This window comes from Zhouia spongiae, from assembly GCF_022760175.1.
GTDB classification, from domain to species: Bacteria; Bacteroidota; Bacteroidia; order Flavobacteriales; family Flavobacteriaceae; genus Zhouia; species Zhouia spongiae.
The window spans coordinates 3,372,006-3,392,414 of sequence record NZ_CP094326.1 but is presented as its reverse complement, the minus strand read 5'-3'; the positions used below and the strand labels follow the sequence as shown (position 1 = coordinate 3,392,414).

Sequence of the window (20,409 nt, the reverse complement as noted above, 5' to 3'; positions counted from 1 at the left end):
TCAAATGATATACATATTTATGAATAATACAACTAAGATAGGTCCAATCTTGATATTTTTAGTTGTAGAATAGTTTATAGTTATAGAATAATTAATTTAGATTCTAAAATGATCTAAATTAAGAGTTAATGATCACTTAATTTATAGACGAAAACTTGCTCTAATTGGTTTTAAAACTGTTTTTAATAAAATTGTATTGCCGTAAATTTCTTTTGGGCATTAATTAATAGCGTAGGAAAATAATTAGTTGTCGAAAATTGATTCATTTTCCTTTTATCCAAGAACTTCTTTTGAATAAGGTACATCACTCAATATTTAAAATTGAATTTTTTTCCAATACTAAAAATTTAAGGTTGAAAAAAATCTTTTTTAAGTGAAATCATGATTTTCAATAGATATAATAAAGTAAACTTGTTTTATATGGTGTTTATGTTACAAGTTTGAATGTAATGAAATTTAGAAATGATTAATTTAATAGAAAAGTTAGCAAGCCATAATATTTATCTTTCTTTAAAGGGTAAAGAACTTAATATTAGTTATACCGAAGAAAAAATTTCTGATGAAATTATTAACGAAATTAGGAGTAATAAGGAGAAATTAATTTCCTATTTAAAGAAATATGAAATACAAACAACTTTTAACTCAATAGAAGAAGCCCCACAATTAGAAAGTTATCCAATATCAGATGCGCAACGTCGAATATGGATTTTAAGTCAATTTGAAGAAGCTAATTTAGCATACCATATGCCTTTTCATGTTGAAATTAATGTGATGTTTGACTTTGATGTATTCAAACGGGCGATGACATCATTAATTGATCGACATGAGGTTTTACGAACTGTTTTTAGAGAGGACTCTGAAGGGAAGATTCGTCAATGGATTTTAGATAAAGAGTTTTTCAATTTTAAGGTTAATGAGTTGGATTTTTCACTGGAGACGAATAGTGAAGATCGATTAAGAGATTATATAGATAATGATAATAGGTTGCCATTTAATTTGGAGCAAGGCCCCTTACTTAGGGCAAGTATTATCAAGATGTCATCAAGCCGATTTGCATTTTACTATAATATGCATCACATAATAAGTGATGGATGGTCAATGGAAGTTCTTTCGAAGGATTTCATGACATATTATGAATCATATTTGGCTGATAGGGATGTGACTCTTCCGGAGCTTGGTATACAATACAAAGATTATGCCTTCTGGCAGCTAAAGGAATTATCGAGTTCTTCGAGCGAAAAGCATAGAACATATTGGTTAGATAGTTTATCGGGAGAGCTTCCATTATTAAATTTTCCAAGTCAAGGAATACGGCCAAAGATAAAGACATATAATGGTCATCGTTTAAGAACCTACCTAGATCCATCACAATCTAATAACATTAAGAGATTTAGTCAAGAGTCTGGTGGTAGTTTGTTTATGGGGTTATTGGCTGTTTGGAATGTACTTTGCTATCGTTATACAGGTCAGGAAGATATAATTATAGGAAGTCCTGTAGCAGGTAGAGACCATCCAGATTTAGAAAATCAGCTAGGTTGTTATGTAAACACCTTGGCTTTAAGAAATCGGATTAATCCTGAGGGAAATTTCCACATGTTTTTTAATGGATTAAAAGAGAGAACGCTTAATGCATATAGTCATCAGATGTATCCATTTGATCGTTTGGTGGAAGAATTAGAATTACATCGAGATATAAGTCGTAGTCCTGTTTTTGATGTAATGCTAACACTACATAATATAGGAGAGGCGAGTGATGGTAAATTCGTTGATGAAGAAGAAGTAAATGAAATAAGCGTTGTTGGTGGAGATATATCAAAGTTTGATATGAGCCTTGAGTTTAAGGAAGAAGGGAATTACATTTCTTTTATGATCACTTATAATAGTGATGTTTATCACCAAAGTATGGTAGAGGGTTTGATGAGACATTATAAGCAATTGTTAAATTCTTTACTATCTAATCCAACGGAAAAGTTGGGTCAGGTTGAATACCTTAATAAAGGAGAGCAGACAGAGTTGTTATATACATTTAATTCGACAAATATAGATTATCCAAAGGATAAAACGATAGTAGATTTATTTGAAGAGCAGGTAGAAAAGACACCAGATCATATAGCAGTTGTGTTTGAAGAAGAGGAGTTGACTTATAGGGAGTTGAATGAAAAGGCAAATCAACTATCATATTATTTAAAAGAGAATTACGGTATACAAGTAGGAGATTTAATCGGAATTCAATTAGGAAGAAGTGAAAGATTTATAATATCGATCCTGGGAGTCTTAAAATTAGGAGGTGCATATGTACCAATTGACCCGAACTATCCAGTTGAACGAATTAAATTTATTAAAGCTGATATAGATTGTAAAGTATGTATAGATGAAGAAGTATTTTTAAAATTTAATTTAAATAAAGAATTTCTTTTAAAAACAGATAATCTTAACTCTCTAATTAGAACTAATAGTTTGGTTTATGTAATCTATACTTCTGGTACTACAGGTAGGCCCAAAGGAGTAATGATTTCTCACTCTAATTTAATTTCATTTTTCACTAATTTAGATGATGTTTTATTTTTATCTAACATTAAAAAAATTGCCTTAGCAACAAATTTTACATTTGATATTTCAGTTTTAGAAATTTTAGGTGGCTTGTGTAAAGGAAAAGAATTAGTTTTATTAACAGACGAAACTTTATTGGATCCAGAAATTTTTATGGATAAAATAACAGGTGATTCAATAGAGGGACTACAATTAACTCCATCAAGATTGTCTCAATTGTATGATTTAAATTTAAATTTCCCTCCAAGTATTAAGGCTTTATTGGTTGGCGGAGAGGCAATGTCTTTAAACCTGTATCAAAAATTAAAAAATGAATCTTTTACATCATTAAATGTATATGGCCCAACCGAAACAACAATTTGGAGCAGCAGTTTAATTTTAAAAGATAGTTCAAATTTAAGTATCGGTTCTACTCTTAATAATGAACAGATTTATATAATGAATTCATCTCAGGCATTACAACCAATTGGTGTTGAAGGTGATATTTATATTGGAGGAGAAGGTTTAGCTCTAGGTTATTTAAATCAACCAGAACTTACAAAAGAAAAATTCGTTCCAAATCCTTATTTTAAAGGAGAACGATTATACAATACAGGTGACCGTGGGAGAAGGTTATCAAATGGATCTATTGAATTTATTGGCAGAAAGGATGATCAAGTTAAAATTCGTGGATATCGTATAGAATTGGGTGAAATATCACATATCTTGTCGAAGAATGATAAGTTAAATGAAGTAGTTGTATTAGTGAAGAAGAATCAATTAAATGAAAATGAAATGGTTGTATTTTACACTTCTAATTTTAAACAAACAGGTTCAAAGATTAGAAAGTATTTGATGAAGTACCTTCCAAATTATATGTTACCATCACATTATGTGAAATTAAAACAATTTCCAATAACCACTAGCGGTAAAATAGATAGGAATTTATTAACACAAATTGAAGTAGAAAGTCAAAACCGAACCATTGATTATATACAACCTAGAAATGATCATGAAAAAGAATTGGTAAGAATATGGAAAGATGTTTTAGGAATTAATAAAATAGGAATTAATGTTGATTTTTTCCTTTTAGGAGGAAATAGTATTAAAGCAGGGATTGTCAGGTCAAAAATTAAAAATTTTTTTGGTGTAAACATTGAACTGAAACAATTATTCATAAATTCAACAATAATGGACTTGACTAGTCTAATAGAATCCCTCCAACTACTTTCAAATGAAGAGAATCAAATAATAGAAGAATCAGATGAATTACGATTTTGAAGAAGTATTTAAAATCAATTTTAAAAAACAATAAATTTAATATAATGAATTTAGATTTTAAAAAATCCCCCATTACAATTATAGCTTGTATACTTATGATCATTACCATTGGATTTTGGAAAATTGATTTATTGCTTCCAATAATTTTTATTTTATTAATTAACGGTTTTAAAATCAAGAATTTTGATTTTCAATTTTCAATTTTAGATATCGGTTTTTTATGTGTGTTAGCGAGTGAAATAATTTCATATATATTTTCTACTTATCAGTTTAATAGCTTACCTGAATTGACTAATTTTTATGTGATTTTTATATTATATTTAATGTATAAAATACTGTTTAATAATGCTAAGTATTATAATCTGCTAATTTCTATAATATTTTCATTTGGTTTGGTTTTACTAATAATAACCATTGTATATTTTTTTAATTTCAAGCAGAAGTTCAATTTGCAAGGGTTTTATGAGTTAAATGATTTTAAAGTATTTTATCAGCCATTTAACAACCCTAATAATATTTGGGTATCACTAATATTAGTATTAATTCCCTTTGGTACAATTTTTTTAAACATACAAAAGGACATTAGGTTTAAAATCTTAGGGTTATTAAATTTTGCTTTTTTAGTCCTATGTATACTCGCATCATTTTCAAGGGGTGCCTACCTGAGTTTAATTTTTTTCATTTTAATTGTTAATATATTTTCATTCAAATTGTTTTCAATTAAACGATTAATAAAATTGAACTCTTTTTGCCTAATTATAATGGTATTAATGGCGTTACCTATGTTTAAATCGGTTTTGACAACAGTATCTGTTAATAAAACATTATCACAAAAGAGAAGTACCGAAGGTCGATTAGATAGATGGAGTAGTAACTTACATAATGGTTTATCCGACAAACCTTTTTTTGGTTGGGGACAGAAGAATTATGTGCTTGCACATTCTAAAAATCCATTTCTAAAAGAGGATTTAAAATTTTCAACATTATCAAATAATACGTATTTACAGACATTTTTGGAAAAGGGATTAGTAGGTATAATAGCGTATATGATACTATTGACATCAATTATTATAATTACCTTTAAAAGATTAAGGGCTAATTGTTTAGATAGATTAAAAAAAACACATCTTATTTTGATTTTTTCAGGATTAATGGCATTTTTTGTTAGGGAATTAACGTTCTCATCTTTCTTAAATAATAATTCCGTGTACTTCTTAGCTTTTCACTTAGTTTTTTTATTAATTCCCTATGATGTTAATCTTAAAAAAATAAAATTAACAAAAAGGTCTATAAACGGAATTATAATATTATTACTATGTGGTAACCTAGTTTTTAGTTATGGAAGTTTACAAAGAGTATTTATTAATAAAAACAATAACGAATCTATTAATAGTTTCAATAAGAACAATAAATTAGGTAGTTTGAATAGTATAAATCAGGCCTTGAAGTTTTCTCCTGAAAACATTACTTTAAATAAACATAGAGCTTTAATCCTGGCAAAAAATAGTTTTGAAATTGAAATTTCATCAGAAACTAATGGCTTTATATCTTTTATAAAAAGTAATAAGGATACTTTAAATATATTAAAAGAAAATTTGGATAATATTATTGGAATTTCTCCATTTGACGATGAAATTTATCACAATAAAGCTTGGGTACATTTTGCTTTAAATGAAAAAGACTCTGCAAAATTATTTTTTGATAAGGCAATTAAATTGAACCCATATAATAGCACCTATTATTTAAGTAAATTATTGTATAATTTAAAAAATGATGATCTTAGGAATTTAAAAGATTATTTATGCAAGGTCATTCGATATTCTCCAGAAATATTAGAATCCTTTTTTTATGCTGAATTTTCAAAAAAGTATCCTACCTTGGTATTTGAGGCTCGAAGAGAAGCCGTTAGAGGATTAAGAGAAACCATTACAAAAGAAAATAACATTATTTTAAAAGCACGATTGGCGAGATTAATTTTAGATGAAAATCCAAAAGAGGCTTTAATCCTTTTAAATGAGGTTATAGAAAAGATACCTAACTTAAATCGCCCTTGGCTTTATAGAGGTTTAATATATTTTAAAAAAGGAGATACTTTACAGGCTTATAATAACTATAAGAAATCATTGTTCATAAATAGTAAGGATTATCTTGGTAGGAAATATTTGAGTGAGTATTTTCATAGTATGAATAATGAAAAAAAATATATTTTAAATTTGGATTTCGCTATGTATGGGTTTAAAAATATTACCTCTGATAATGTAATTAAAAATGCAGATTTATCATCTTTAAGACCAATACATAATTCCTACATACCGTTTAAACTTTTGGAATATAAAAAACCCTTTATAGATATTGTAAACAGTTCAAGAATAGTTGAAGAATATTACCTTAATAACTAAAGTAATTGTTTTTCTTTATGGTTATCACGTAAAGTTTGAGATATACTCATATTGTTTACCATTAATATAATTTTATTACTTTTTTAAAGTATACAGATTTATTTTAATATAAGTAATCTTTGTCTTAATATGGGCTTTAGCCTCATAATTTAATATTATCTCAAAAATAAGATTACTATTTCATTTTTAAATTCATTTAATAAGTAATTAACTACAATCACTCGCCGTTTGTTTTGATATTTTTCATGGAATTGGTATTAGAGTGTTGAAAATATAAAAAGTATAGTCTTTGTTAAAATTAAATATGGAGAAGGTTAAAGATATTTTACAAGAATTATCAAAAAAGAAAGTTTATCTATTTCTAGACGAGAATGGATGTGATATTTTGGCAAAAGGAAGAATATCTGCATTGACCGATCAAGATAAGACAGATATAATTACTTGTAAAAAACAAATCATTGAACTTCTTTTACATAATAAAAAGTTTAAAGAAGTTAATCCTAACTTAATAGAAGAAGCCCCACAATTAGAAAGTTATCCAATATCAGATGCGCAACGTCGAATATGGATTTTAAGTCAATTTGAAGAAGCTAATTTAGCATACCATATGCCTTTTCATGTTGAAATTAATGTGATGTTTGACTTTGATGTATTCAAACGGGCGATGACATCATTAATTGATCGACATGAGGTTTTACGAACTGTTTTTAGAGAGGACTCTGAAGGGAAGATTCGTCAATGGATTTTAGATAAAGAGTTTTTCAATTTTAAGGTTAATGAGTTGGATTTTTCACTGGAGACGAATAGTGAAGATCGATTAAGAGATTATATAGATAATGATAATAGGTTGCCATTTAATTTGGAGCAAGGCCCCTTACTTAGGGCAAGTATTATCAAGATGTCATCAAGCCGATTTGCATTTTACTATAATATGCATCACATAATAAGTGATGGATGGTCAATGGAAGTTCTTTCGAAGGATTTCATGACATATTATGAATCATATTTGGCTGATAGGGATGTGACTCTTCCGGAGCTTGGTATACAATACAAAGATTATGCCTTCTGGCAGCTAAAGGAATTATCGAGTTCTTCGAGCGAAAAGCATAGAACATATTGGTTAGATAGTTTATCGGGAGAGCTTCCATTATTAAATTTTCCAAGTCAAGGAATACGGCCAAAGATAAAGACATATAATGGTCATCGTTTAAGAACCTACCTAGATCCATCACAATCTAATAACATTAAGAAATTTAGTCAAGAGTCTGGTGGTAGTTTGTTTATGGGGTTATTGGCTGTTTGGAATGTACTTTGCTATCGTTATACAGGTCAGGAAGATATAATTATAGGAAGTCCTGTAGCAGGTAGAGACCATCCAGATTTAGAAAATCAGCTAGGTTGTTATGTAAACACCTTGGCTTTAAGAAATCGGATTAATCCTGAGGGAAATTTCCACATGTTTTTTAATGGATTAAAAGAGAGAACGCTTAATGCATATAGTCATCAGATGTATCCATTTGATCGTTTGGTGGAAGAATTAGAATTACATCGAGATATAAGTCGTAGTCCTGTTTTTGATGTAATGCTAACACTACATAATATAGGAGAGGCGAGTGATGGTAAATTCGTTGATGAAGAAGAAGTAAATGAAATAAGCGTTGTTGGTGGAGATATATCAAAGTTTGATATGAGCCTTGAGTTTAAGGAAGAAGGGAATTACATTTCTTTTATGATCACTTATAATAGTGATGTTTATCACCAAAGTATGGTAGAGGGTTTGATGAGACATTATAAGCAATTGTTAAATTCTTTACTATCTAATCCAACGGAAAAGTTGGGTCAGGTTGAATACCTTAATAAAGGAGAGCAGACAGAGTTGTTATATACATTTAATTCGACAAATGTAGATTATCCAAAGGATAAAACGATAGTAGATTTATTTGAAGAGCAGGTAGAAAAGACACCAGATCATATAGCAGTTGTGTTTGAAGAAGAGGAGTTGACTTATAGGGAGTTGAATGAAAAGGCAAATCAATTAGCTAGTTACCTAAGAAAGGATTATGATATATCATTAGGTGATTTGGTAGGTGTTAAACTAGATCGTAACCAATGGTTGATAGTATCAATTCTTGGAGTGTTAAAAGCTGGGGGGCATATGTACCAATAGATAATGAATATCCTCAAAAAAGAATAAATTATTTAGAACAAGACAGCAATTGTAAGGTTGTTATAGATGATTCACTATTAACTGAGTTTAAAAAAATCAAACATCATATTCATTAGATCAAGTTTGTTCAGATATTAGATCAAATAACCTAGCATATGTAATCTATACCTCTGGTTCTACAGGAGAACCAAAGGGTGTAATGATAGAGCATAAGAGCGTTGTGAATTTAATATGTTTTCAATCAGAATATTTTAATATTCAATCAAATGAAAGTTTTTTGTTGTTTTCTAGTGTATCCTTTGATGCTTCAGTTGAGCAGTTATTTTTACCATTATTAAATGGTGCTAGGATAAATATTGCATTAAAGACCGAAATTTTAAATGAAGAAAAATTTAAAGGTTTTTTAGAAAAAAATAAAATAACCCACTTACATGCTGTTCCTTCCTTTTTAAGGATGTTATCTTCAAATCCCATTTTAAGCTTGAAGAGAATTATCTCTGGAGGAGATAAATTTGACACCTCTGTTTTTAGAAAGTGGAAATCACAAGTTTCTGTGTATAATAAATATGGTCTAACAGAAGCGACAGTTACCTCAGTAGAATATTTGATAGATGAAGGTAAGACTTTGAGTTCCCCTATAGGAAAACCTATAGCTAATACTTCAATTTATATTTTAGGGACCTATAAAGAGTTATTACCTGTAGGAGTTTCAGGTGAAATTTATATAGGGGGAGACGGGTTAGCAAGAGGGTATTTCAACAGACCAGAGCTTACGGCAGAAAAGTTTATTGATAGCCCGTTTAATGAAGGAGAACGATTATATAAGACTGGGGACTTGGGTAGATGGCTAATCGATGGCAATATTGAGTTTATAGGAAGAAATGATAATCAAGTTAAGATAAGAGGTCACCGTATAGAATTAGAGGAGATTGCCAAAGTTTTAGAGACTTATCTAGGGATTGATGAAGTCGTTGTGTTGGCAACGGGCAGTATATCAGAAGAGAAAGAATTAGTTGCCTATTTTACTTCTAATAAGAAACCAGAAGTTCAGGAGTTACGCAACTTTTTAAAGGAGCGAATTCCTGATTATATGTTACCTACACATTATGTTTATTTAGAAAAGTTACCATTAACATCAAACGGTAAGGTTGATAAAAAAGAATTATTAAGTAAACAAATAGACGGATTAACAAGAAGAACGGAGTATATAGCGCCACGTAATGAGTTGGAGAAAAATTTAGTATTAATATGGAAAGAAGTATTAAAACGAGATAATATAGGTATTCAAGATAATTTTTATGACCTAGGAGGTGATTCAATTAAGTCAATACAGGTGGTTTCTCGTTTAAAGAATTATGGCTATACTATAAAAGTGGAGGATATTCTTCGTAATCCGGTTATAGAAGATTTATCTAAGTTAGCAAAGGTTAACTCCAGAGTAATAGATCAATCCGAAGTTGAAGGAGAAGTTTTTCTCACTCCGATACAGCATTCCTTTTTTAATGATGATGCTATTTTAACTAAGCACCATTACAATCAATCGGTTTTATTACACAGTTATACTGAGTTGGATATTAATGGATTAACTTCATGTTTTGAATACATAACAAATCACCATGATGGGCTTCGTATGGTTTATCATAAAGAGGATAATTTATGGAAACAAAACAACTTAAGTTATTCTCCAGAGAGGTTTTATGATTTTAATTATTATGACCTTAAGGGTTCAGAAGAACCCTTGCTATTAATGGGTAAGTATTGTGAAACTCTTCAAGAAAGTATAACTTTATCAGAAGGTCCATTATTTAAGGCTGCATTATTTAGACTAAAAGATGGAGATCGACTATTCTTAATGGTTCATCATCTTGTGATTGATGGAGTTTCTTGGCGTATTTTGCTAGATGACTTAGCAACTTTATATCTTCAATATATAAATAATTCTACTTTAACCTTACCTTTAAAAACAGATTCTTTTAGAGATTGGTCTCAGGCGCTAAATGATTATGCTCATGGAGATAAACTTGCGGTAGAGCATAACTATTGGGAAAATTTATTGACAAGCAATGTAATTGATCTACCCAAAGATCAAATTGACAGGGATTATAATCAAAGGGATTATTCAGAACTATCCTTTGTCTTAGATACAAATATTACAGAGTTATTACAAACTCGGACAAATAGAGTATTTAATACGGAAATCAATGATATATTATTAACATCTTTTGGACTATCGATCAATGATGTTTTTGATATATCCAGAGTTTTTGTGAAAATGGAAGGACATGGAAGGGAAGATATTATTTCAGATATTGATATTACTCGGACAGTTGGTTGGTTCACATCAGTTTACCCTTACTTATTAGAAATTTTACCAGAAGAAGATGCTTTAGGGAATTTAGTGTATGTGAAAGAGTCTCTACGCAAGGTGCCTAATAAGGGAATAGGTTATGGTATTTTGAAAGAGCTAGCTTCTGGTTTTTCAACTGAAATAAAACCAAAAATTGTTTTTAATTATTTAGGAGATTTTGGTTCTGGAGTCGGCTCAGAGGAATCTAAACAATCCTCTTTATTTCAATATTCTTCAGAGTATAGAGGGAGGGATATCCCACTAAATAATAATAGGGATATTTCATTGAACGTCTCAGGAGTTTTGGTAGACGGAGTATTAAGAATGTCAATTTCATATAGTAAAAGGGACTATAATAAAGCTACAATATCACGTTTGATTTCTAGTTATAAGTATAATTTAGAAAAATTGATATTAAAGTTAAATGAGGAGGAAAAGAGCTATTTAACACCTGATGATTTGACATATAAAGGGTTATCTATACTTGATGTATTTAACCTTAATAAAAAAGAAAATTTAGAAGATGTTTATAAATTATCTCCATTGCAGGAGGGGATCTACTACCATTGGTTGTCTGATAGAAACCCTACAATGTATTTTGAGCAAATATCTTATGTGATAGAGGCACATGATTTAGATATTAAACTTTTAAAGCAGAGTTATGATCTTCTAATATCGCGGCATGCAGTTTTACGTACTAGCTTTAGTACAGATTATGGAGGTGAAGCAGTTCAGATTGTATGGAAGGAGGTTGAAAGTACATTTGTTTATGATAGTGCACCATCTGGATTGTCAGAAGATGAACAGAAGGAATATTTAACATCTTACAAGGAATTAGATCGTAAGAAAGGATTTGACCTTAGTACTGGATCTCAAATGCGTTTAATTGTCTTAAATTTAAAGAATGGTCATTATCAGTTTATTTGGAGTCATCATCATATATTAACCGATGGTTGGTGTATGAGTATTTTGATTAATGACTTTTATAAATTAATGTTCTCTGTTCAACATGGCACCGAACCAAATTTAGAACCAGTAATACCTTATTCAAATTATATTAAATGGTTGTCTAATGTAGATAAGCAATCATCATTAGATTACTGGAAAGAATATTTACATTTATATAATAATATAATTGAATTTCCATTTCGTTTATACAAGGAGGAAACAGTTTCTTCATATAAAGAAGGAAAAGAGTCTTTATACATCAAAAGTTCTCTTTTAAAAGCGGTCAATGAGTTATGTGTTGATTTAAATATTACACAGAATACATTTATTCAAGGAGTTTGGGGCTATCTATTAGCACAATATAATAATATTGAAGATGTGGTTTTTGGATCTGTTGTTTCAGGTCGTCCATCGGATCTGAAGGGAGTAGAGAGTATGATAGGGCTGTTTATCAATACAATTCCAGTGCGTGTTCAATTCGCAGAGAATGATAGTCCGAAAGAGTTATTGAAAATGATCCAAAGGAATGCTATATCCGGTATGTCCCACCATTATATAAGTTTATCTGAAGTACAGTCTTTGAGTGAACCGGGAGCAAAACTTTTAAACCATGTTATGACTTTTGGAAACTATAGTGTTCAAGAGTCGTCAAATATTGATTTAACGATAGCGGATGATTTATCAGTCGTTTCAAGAGAAATTTTTGAACAAACCAATTATGATTTTGGAATTCAAGTGGCACCAGGATCAGATGAGTTAATCATTAATTTCACATATAACCTTAATAATTATGACAGACAGGGAGTTTTAAAGCTTAAGCAACATTTTTTTAATGTAATAAATAGTTTCGTAAGCGACCCAAATCAATTGCTGGGAAAAATAAATTACTTAACCTCAGATGAGGAAATCGAGTTACTTTGCGAATTTAATGAGACAGCGACAATATATCCTAAGGAAAAAACGATTGTAGATTTATTTGAGGAGCAGGTGGAAAAGACACCGAATCGTGTAGCTGTTGTGTTTGAGGGTAAGGAGTTGACTTATTGTGAGTTAAATGAGAGGGCTAATCAATTAGCACATTATTTGCAGAATAAGGGGGTAAAGCCTGAGAGTTTAGTAGGTATTTGTGTAGAGCGATCATTGGAAATGATAGTAGGTTTGTTAGGGATATTAAAGGCAGGAGGAGCATATGTGCCGATAGATCCTTCTTATCCGAAGGAGCGTATTTCTTATATACTAAAGGACTCGAATTGCGGTATAGTCATAAGTCAGGTAGATATAGAGTTGCCAGAGACTACTTCGGAGATTATATATCTTGATGCGGATAGGAATAAAATAACGACTGGATCAGTAGAAAATGTAGTATCAGAATTAGATGGTAATAACCTGGCTTATGTAATATACACCTCTGGATCAACAGGGTATCCGAAAGGAACGCTTATAAACCATTATAGCGTATCCAGAATAGCCAAGAGACCAAAATATGTTGATGTTTCTATTAACGATAATGTACTACAGTTATCAAATTTTGCATTTGATGGATCTGTATTTGATATTTATACTACATTATTAAATGGTGCAAAACTAGTATTGGTAAGGAAGGAAATGGTAGTTGATATTGAAAAATTAGCCAATTTTATTCTTTCAGAAGAAATTAGTGTGTTTTTTGTTACAACTGCATTATTTAATACAATTGTTGACTTTGATGTTGAGTTTTTGAAAAACATAAAAAAAATATTATTTGGAGGAGAACAAGTATCACAAAAATATGTTAATGAGGCATATAGCGCTCTTGGGGACAACAAAATAGTTCATGTTTATGGACCAACTGAATCAACTGTATTTGCAAGTTTTTATCAAGTTTCTAAACTGCATTCAGGTACAATCCCAATAGGAAAACCTATAGACAATACCGAAGTATACATTTTAGATGAAGCGCAGAGTCTTGTTCCAATTGGAGTAGTAGGAGAGATATGTATATCAGGAGATGGATTGGCTCGGGGCTATTTAAACAGGCCGGAATTAACTGCAGCGAAGTTTGTAGATAACCCGTTTAATGAAGGAGATCGATTATATAAGACGGGTGATTTAGGGAGGTGGCTTCCAGATGGAAATATTGAATTTATCGGGAGGAAGGATAGTCAGGTCAAGATACGAGGTTTTCGAATAGAGTTGGGAGAGGTGGAACATGTTTTACAGGGTAATACACATGTTATTAGTTGTGTAGTAGATGTTACAGAGTCGTCAAGTGGAGATAAGGATTTGGTAGCCTATTTCGTAGGGAGTGATAGTATTACATCTCAAGAGCTCAGGGAATATATGGGAAGCTTGTTACCGAGTTATATGATACCTAGTTATTTTGTGAAATTGGAGGAGTTACCTCTGACGAGTAATGGGAAATTGGATAGGAAAAGTTTACCTGAACTTAAAGGTTTAAGTATAGATATAGGAATAGAGTATTTAGGTCCAAGGAATGAAATAGAGGAGCAATTAGTGGGTATTTGGAGTGATGTATTGGATATACCAGAAGGAGAAATAAGTGTGACAGCAAACTTTTTTGAGCTAGGAGGTCATAGCTTGAAAGTACTGAAGCTTTCCAGTAAGTTATATAAGGACTTGGGATTAAAGGTTAGTATTCAAGATTTATTCACTTATAACAGTATATTGTCACAGGCTGAATTAATATCAGAGTCAGAAAAAGAGTGTTATCAGGAGATTCCTAAAGTGGAAAAAGCTGAGAGTTATGTGTTGTCCTCTTCTCAACGACGTTTGTGGGTTTTAAGTCAATTTGAATCGGCCAATGTCGCATATAATATGTCAAGCGTACATGAATTAGGGTTAATAGATGTAGAAACATTAGAATCTTCATTTAATAAATTAATTGCACGACATGAATCATTACGTACCATATTTAGGGAAAATGATGAAGGTGATGTGCGTCAGTTTATATTGGAAGAAATGTTCTTCAAAATAGATTATGAAGATTTAGAAGGAATAAGCACTTCAGATTTAAGGGATCGAATTGCTATTTATAGAAACAGGTCATTTGATCTTTCAGAGGGCCCATTGTTAAGAGGTGCTGTATATCGCTTATCAAAGGATCATTATGTATTTGTGTATGTTATGCATCATATCATAAGTGATGGTGTTTCAATGGAAACACTATTTGGAGAGTTGATCTCTATTTATGATAAAATAGAGAAAGGGACTTCTTTAGAATTAACACCATTGAGAATTCAATATAAGGATTATGCAGAATGGCAGCAATCAGAGTTGAAATCAGGGGCATTATCAGTTTCTCGTAATTATTGGTTAGATCAATTTAAAGGAGAATTACCAGTTTTAGATTTACCAACAGATTATACCCGTCCGATGGTGAAGAGTTACAAAGGGGGAAAGTTAAAAGGATCTTTAATAAAGATAGCACGTCTAAGTTTAAAGGACTATTAAAGGCAGAAGAAGGGATTACCTCTTTTATGAGAGTTTTAAGTTTAGTGAATGTGTTACTTTATAAATATACAGGTCAGGGAGATATTATTTTGGGAAGTCCAATATCAGGGAGAGATCATCCAGATTTAGAAGGGCAGATAGGTTTTTATGTTAACACATTAGCCTTACGAACACGTTTTAATGGGAATGATAGTTTTGAGGCTGTTTTAAGTAAGGTAAAAGAAATGGCATTGGGAGGCTATAGTCATCAATCATATCCATTTGATTCTTTAGTAGATGAGTTGTCATTATCACGAGATACAAGTAGGCATCCACTATTTGATGTAATGGTTACTTATCAAGAGTCAGAAGGAAAAGAACCGGAGTTGGATGAAGAGTCCAAGTCATCCTATGAGAATACCAAAGGTATGTCTCATGTGGTAAGTAAGTTTGATTTAACGTTTAATTTTGAAGAGAAAGGAAACGAATTAGGAATAGGGATTGAATACAGTAGTGACTTATTTGCACGTTCTACAATAGAACGAATGTTGAATCATATAGGAGAATTATTAACCTCGATAGTAGCAAGTCCAGAAGTATCCATATCAAGTTTATCATATATACCTCAAAGGGAACAGTCAATATTGCTAGAAGAGTTTAATGAGACAGCGACAATATATCCTAAGGAAAAAACGATTGTAGATTTATTTGAGGAGCAGGTGGAAAAGACACCGAATCGTGTAGCTGTTGTGTTTGAGGGTAAGGAGTTGACTTATTGTGAGTTAAATGAGAGGGCTAATCAGCTAGCATCTTATTTACAGAAGAAGGGTATAAAGCCGGAGAATTTGGTGGGTATCTGTGTAGATCGCTCATTGGATATGATAGTAGGTTTGTTGGGGATATTGAAGGCAGGAGGGGCGTATGTGCCTATAGACCCGTCATATCCAAAAGACAGGATATTTTATATGCTAGAAGATGCTAATTGTGAGATTGTATTGAGCCAGGGACATATTGAACTTTCTGAGGCGAATTCAGATATGGTTTACCTTGATTTGGATAGGGATAAGATAGAGGAAGAACCCACTATAAATATAGAATCAGGAGTTAAGGGTGAAAACCTGGCCTATATTATCTATACATCAGGATCAACAGGAAAGCCAAAAGGGACATTAATCGAACATAAAAATGTTATAAGATTAGTTAGTAACAGAGGTTTTAATTTTTTAAGAGATCAAAAGGCTGTTCTGCAATACGCGACAATATCATTTGATGCATCAATCTTTGAAATATGGGGTTCATTATGTAATGGTTCAAAACTTATTGTATGTCCACCAAAAAATTTAAGTATTGAAGAACTAGATCAGATAATAAACCAATATAATATTGAAGTTCTATGGTTGACATCTGGTTTGTTTAGTCTGGTGATAGAAAGTAATCTAAATATTTTTGACAATGTTAAGTATTTACTTTCAGGAGGTGATGTTCTTAATAAAAACCATGTAACAAAAATATTAGAAGTCAATAAGAACATTATTCTTATTAATGGTTATGGACCAACAGAGAGTACGACATTTGCCTCCCTGTTTTTTATGGATTATAAAAGTTCAATAAACACATCTGTATCGATAGGTAAGCCTTTGGATAATACGAGAATATATATACTAGATGAGATGCAAAAGGTTGTTCCTATTGGTGTAGTAGGAGAGATTTGTATAGGAGGAGATGGCTTAGCGAGGGGATATTTAAACAGGCCAGAGCTCACGGCGGAGAAGTTTATTGAAAATCCGTTTAAAAAGGGGGAACGAATATATAGGACAGGTGATTTAGGGCGATGGCTTCCAGGTGGTAATATAGAATTTATTGGCAGGAAAGATAGTCAGGTAAAGATACGGGGTTATCGCATAGAGCTAGGAGAGATCCAGCATGTTTTACAGGGGTATACTCATGTTAGCAGTTGTGTAGTTGATGTTAAAGTATCCTCTAGTGGAGAAAATGATTTGGTTGCTTATTTTGTAGAGAGTGCTGAGATTACAATCCAAGAGCTTAAAGAGTATTTAGGTAGTTTGTTGCCGAGTTATATGGTTCCAGGATACTATGTGAAACTGGAGGAATTACCTTTGACAAGTAATGGGAAACTGGACAGAAAGAGTTTACCTGCCCCTGAGGGTTTAGGTATAAATACAGGTATCGAGTATGTAGGGCCTAGGAATGAAACAGAGGAGCAGTTAGTGGTTATTTGGAGCGATGTATTGCATATACCTGAAGGAGATATAAGTGTGACAGCAAACTTTTTTGAGCTAGGAGGTCATAGCTTGAAAGTACTGAAGCTTTCCAGTAAGTTATATAAGGACTTGGGATTAAAGGTTAGTATTCATGATTTGTTCACTTATAGCAGTATTTTATCACAGGCTGAATTAATATCAGAGTCAGAAAAAGAGTATTATCGGGAGATTCCTAAAGTAGATAATGAGGAAAGTTATCCAATATCAGATGCGCAACGTCGAATATGGATTTTAAGTCAATTTGAAGAAGCTAATTTAGCATACCATATGCCTTTTCATGTTGAAATTAATGTGATGTTTGACTTTGATGTATTCAAACGGGCGATGACATCATTAATTGATCGACATGAGGTTTTACGAACTGTTTTTAGAGAGGACTCTGAAGGGAAGATTCGTCAATGGATTTTAGATAAAGAGTTTTTCAATTTTAAGGTTAATGAGTTGGATTTTTCACTGGAGACGAATAGTGAAGATCGATTAAGAGATTATATAGATAATGATAATAGGTTGCCATTTAATTTGGAGCAAGGCCCCTTACTTAGGGCAAGTATTATCAAGATGTCATCAAGCCGATTTGCATTTTACTATAATATGCATCACATAATAAGTGATGGATGGTCAATGGAAGTTCTTTCGAAGGATTTCATGACATATTATGAATCATATTTGGCTGATAGGGATGTGACTCTTCCGGAGCTTGGTATACAATACAAAGATTATGCCTTCTGGCAGCTAAAGGAATTATCGAGTTCTTCGAGCGAAAAGCATAGAACATATTGGTTAGATAGTTTATCGGGAGAGCTTCCATTATTAAATTTTCCAAGTCAAGGAATACGGCCAAAGATAAAGACATATAATGGTCATCGTTTAAGAACCTACCTAGATCCATCACAATCTAATAACATTAAGAAATTTAGTCAAGAGTCTGGTGGTAGTTTGTTTATGGGGTTATTGGCTGTTTGGAATGTACTTTGCTATCGTTATACAGGTCAGGAAGATATAATTATAGGAAGTCCTGTAGCAGGTAGAGACCATCCAGATTTAGAAAATCAGCTAGGTTGTTATGTAAACACCTTGGCTTTAAGAAATCGGATTAATCCTGAGGGAAATTTCCACATGTTTTTTAATGGATTAAAAGAGAGAACGCTTAATGCATATAGTCATCAGATGTATCCATTTGATCGTTTGGTGGAAGAATTAGAATTACATCGAGATATAAGTCGTAGTCCTGTTTTTGATGTAATGCTAACACTACATAATATAGGAGAGGCGAGTGATGGTAAATTCGTTGATGAAGAAGAAGTAAATGAAATAAGCGTTGTTGGTGGAGATATATCAAAGTTTGATATGAGCCTTGAGTTTAAGGAAGAAGGGAATTACATTTCTTTTATGATCACTTATAATAGTGATGTTTATCACCAAAGTATGGTAGAGGGTTTGATGAGACATTATAAGCAATTGTTAAATTCTTTACTATCTAATCCAACGGAAAAGTTGGGTCAGGTTGAATACCTTAATAAAGGAGAGCAGACAGAGTTGTTATATACATTTAATTCGACAAATGTAGATTATCCAAAGGATAAAACGATAGTAGATTTATTTGAAGAGCAGGTAGAAAAGACACCAGATCATATAGCAGTTGTGTTTGAAGAAGAGGAGTTGACTTATAGGGAGTTGAATGAAAAGGCAAATCAATTAGCTAGTTACCTAAGAAAGGATTATGATATATCATTAGGTGATTTGGTAGGTGTTAAACTAGATCGTAACCAATGGTTGATAGTATCAATTCTTGGAGTGTTAAAAGCTGGGGGGGCATATGTACCAATAGATAATGAATATCCTCAAAAAAGAATAAATTATTTAGAACAAGACAGCAATTGTAAGGTTGTTATAGATGATTCACTATTAACTGAGTTTAAAAAAAATCAAACATCATATTCATTAGATCAAGTTTGTTCAGATATTAGATCAAATAACCTAGCATATGTAATCTATACCTCTGGTTCTACAGGAGAACCAAAGGGTGTAATGATAGAGCATAAGAGCGTTGTGAATTTAATATGTTTTCAATCAGAATATTTTAATATTCAATCAAATGAAAGTTTTTTGTTGTTTTCTAGTGTATCCTTTGATGCTTCAGTTGAGCAGTTATTTTTACCATTATTAAATGGTGCTAGGATAAATATTGCATTAAAGACCGAAATTTTAAATGAAGAAAAATTTAAAGGTTTTTTAGAAAAAAATAAAATAACCCACTTACATGCTGTTCCTTCCTTTTTAAGGATGTTATCTTCAAATCCCATTTTAAGCTTGAAGAGAATTATCTCTGGAGGAGATAAATTTGACACCTCTGTTTTTAGAAAGTGGAAATCACAAGTTTCTGTGTATAATAAATATGGTCTAACAGAAGCGACAGTTACCTCAGTAGAATATTTGATAGATGAAGGTAAGACTTTGAGTTCCCCTATAGGAAAACCTATAGCTAATACTTCAATTTATATTTTAGGGACCTATAAAGAGTTATTACCTGTAGGAGTTTCAGGTGAAATTTATATAGGGGGAGACGGGTTAGCAAGAGGGTATTTCAACAGACCAGAGCTTACGGCAGAAAAGTTTATTGATAGCCCGTTTAATGAAGGAGAACGATTATATAAGACTGGGGACTTGGGTAGATGGCTAATCGATGGCAATATTGAGTTTATAGGAAGAAATGATAATCAAGTTAAGATAAGAGGTCACCGTATAGAATTAGAGGAGATTGCCAAAGTTTTAGAGACTTATCTAGGGATTGATGAAGTCGTTGTGTTGGCAACGGGCAGTATATCAGAAGAGAAAGAATTAGTTGCCTATTTTACTTCTAATAAGAAACCAGAAGTTCAGGAGTTACGCAACTTTTTAAAGGAGCGAATTCCTGATTATATGTTACCTACACATTATGTTTATTTAGAAAAGTTACCATTAACATCAAACGGTAAGGTTGATAAAAAAGAATTATTAAGTAAACAAATAGACGGATTAACAAGAAGA

General features: G+C 31.6%; 3 protein-coding genes and 1 pseudogene. All 4 read left to right on the top strand.

Annotated features, from left to right (window positions below; translation table 11 throughout):
- Positions 1 to 462 precede the first annotated feature (462 nt).
- Positions 463 to 3,810, top strand: a complete 3,348-nt coding sequence (locus tag MQE36_RS14600) for a non-ribosomal peptide synthetase (protein WP_242936712.1) — start codon at positions 463 to 465, stop codon at positions 3,808 to 3,810.
- 44 nt (positions 3,811 to 3,854) lie between these two features.
- A complete protein-coding gene (locus tag MQE36_RS14595) occupies positions 3,855 to 6,209 on the top strand; it encodes an O-antigen ligase family protein (protein WP_242936711.1) in 2,355 nt (784 codons plus the stop codon).
- A gap of 304 nt (positions 6,210 to 6,513) precedes the next feature.
- Positions 6,514 to 8,376, top strand: a complete 1,863-nt coding sequence (locus tag MQE36_RS14590) for a condensation domain-containing protein (protein ID WP_242936710.1) — start codon at positions 6,514 to 6,516, stop codon at positions 8,374 to 8,376.
- A gap of 133 nt (positions 8,377 to 8,509) precedes the next feature.
- Positions 8,510 to 20,377 (top strand): annotated as a pseudogene (locus MQE36_RS17105) (amino acid adenylation domain-containing protein); the annotation flags it as partial.
- Positions 20,378 to 20,409 lie beyond the last annotated feature (32 nt).

Excerpts from the sequence above, each read along its gene's own strand:
- MQE36_RS14600 (WP_242936712.1), top strand. The coding sequence starts at position 463 with ATGATTAATTTAATAGAAAAGTTAGCAAGCCATAATATTTATCTTTCT.
- MQE36_RS14595 (WP_242936711.1), top strand. The coding sequence starts at position 3,855 with ATGAATTTAGATTTTAAAAAATCCCCCATTACAATTATAGCTTGTATA.
- MQE36_RS14590 (WP_242936710.1), top strand. The coding sequence starts at position 6,514 with ATGGAGAAGGTTAAAGATATTTTACAAGAATTATCAAAAAAGAAAGTT.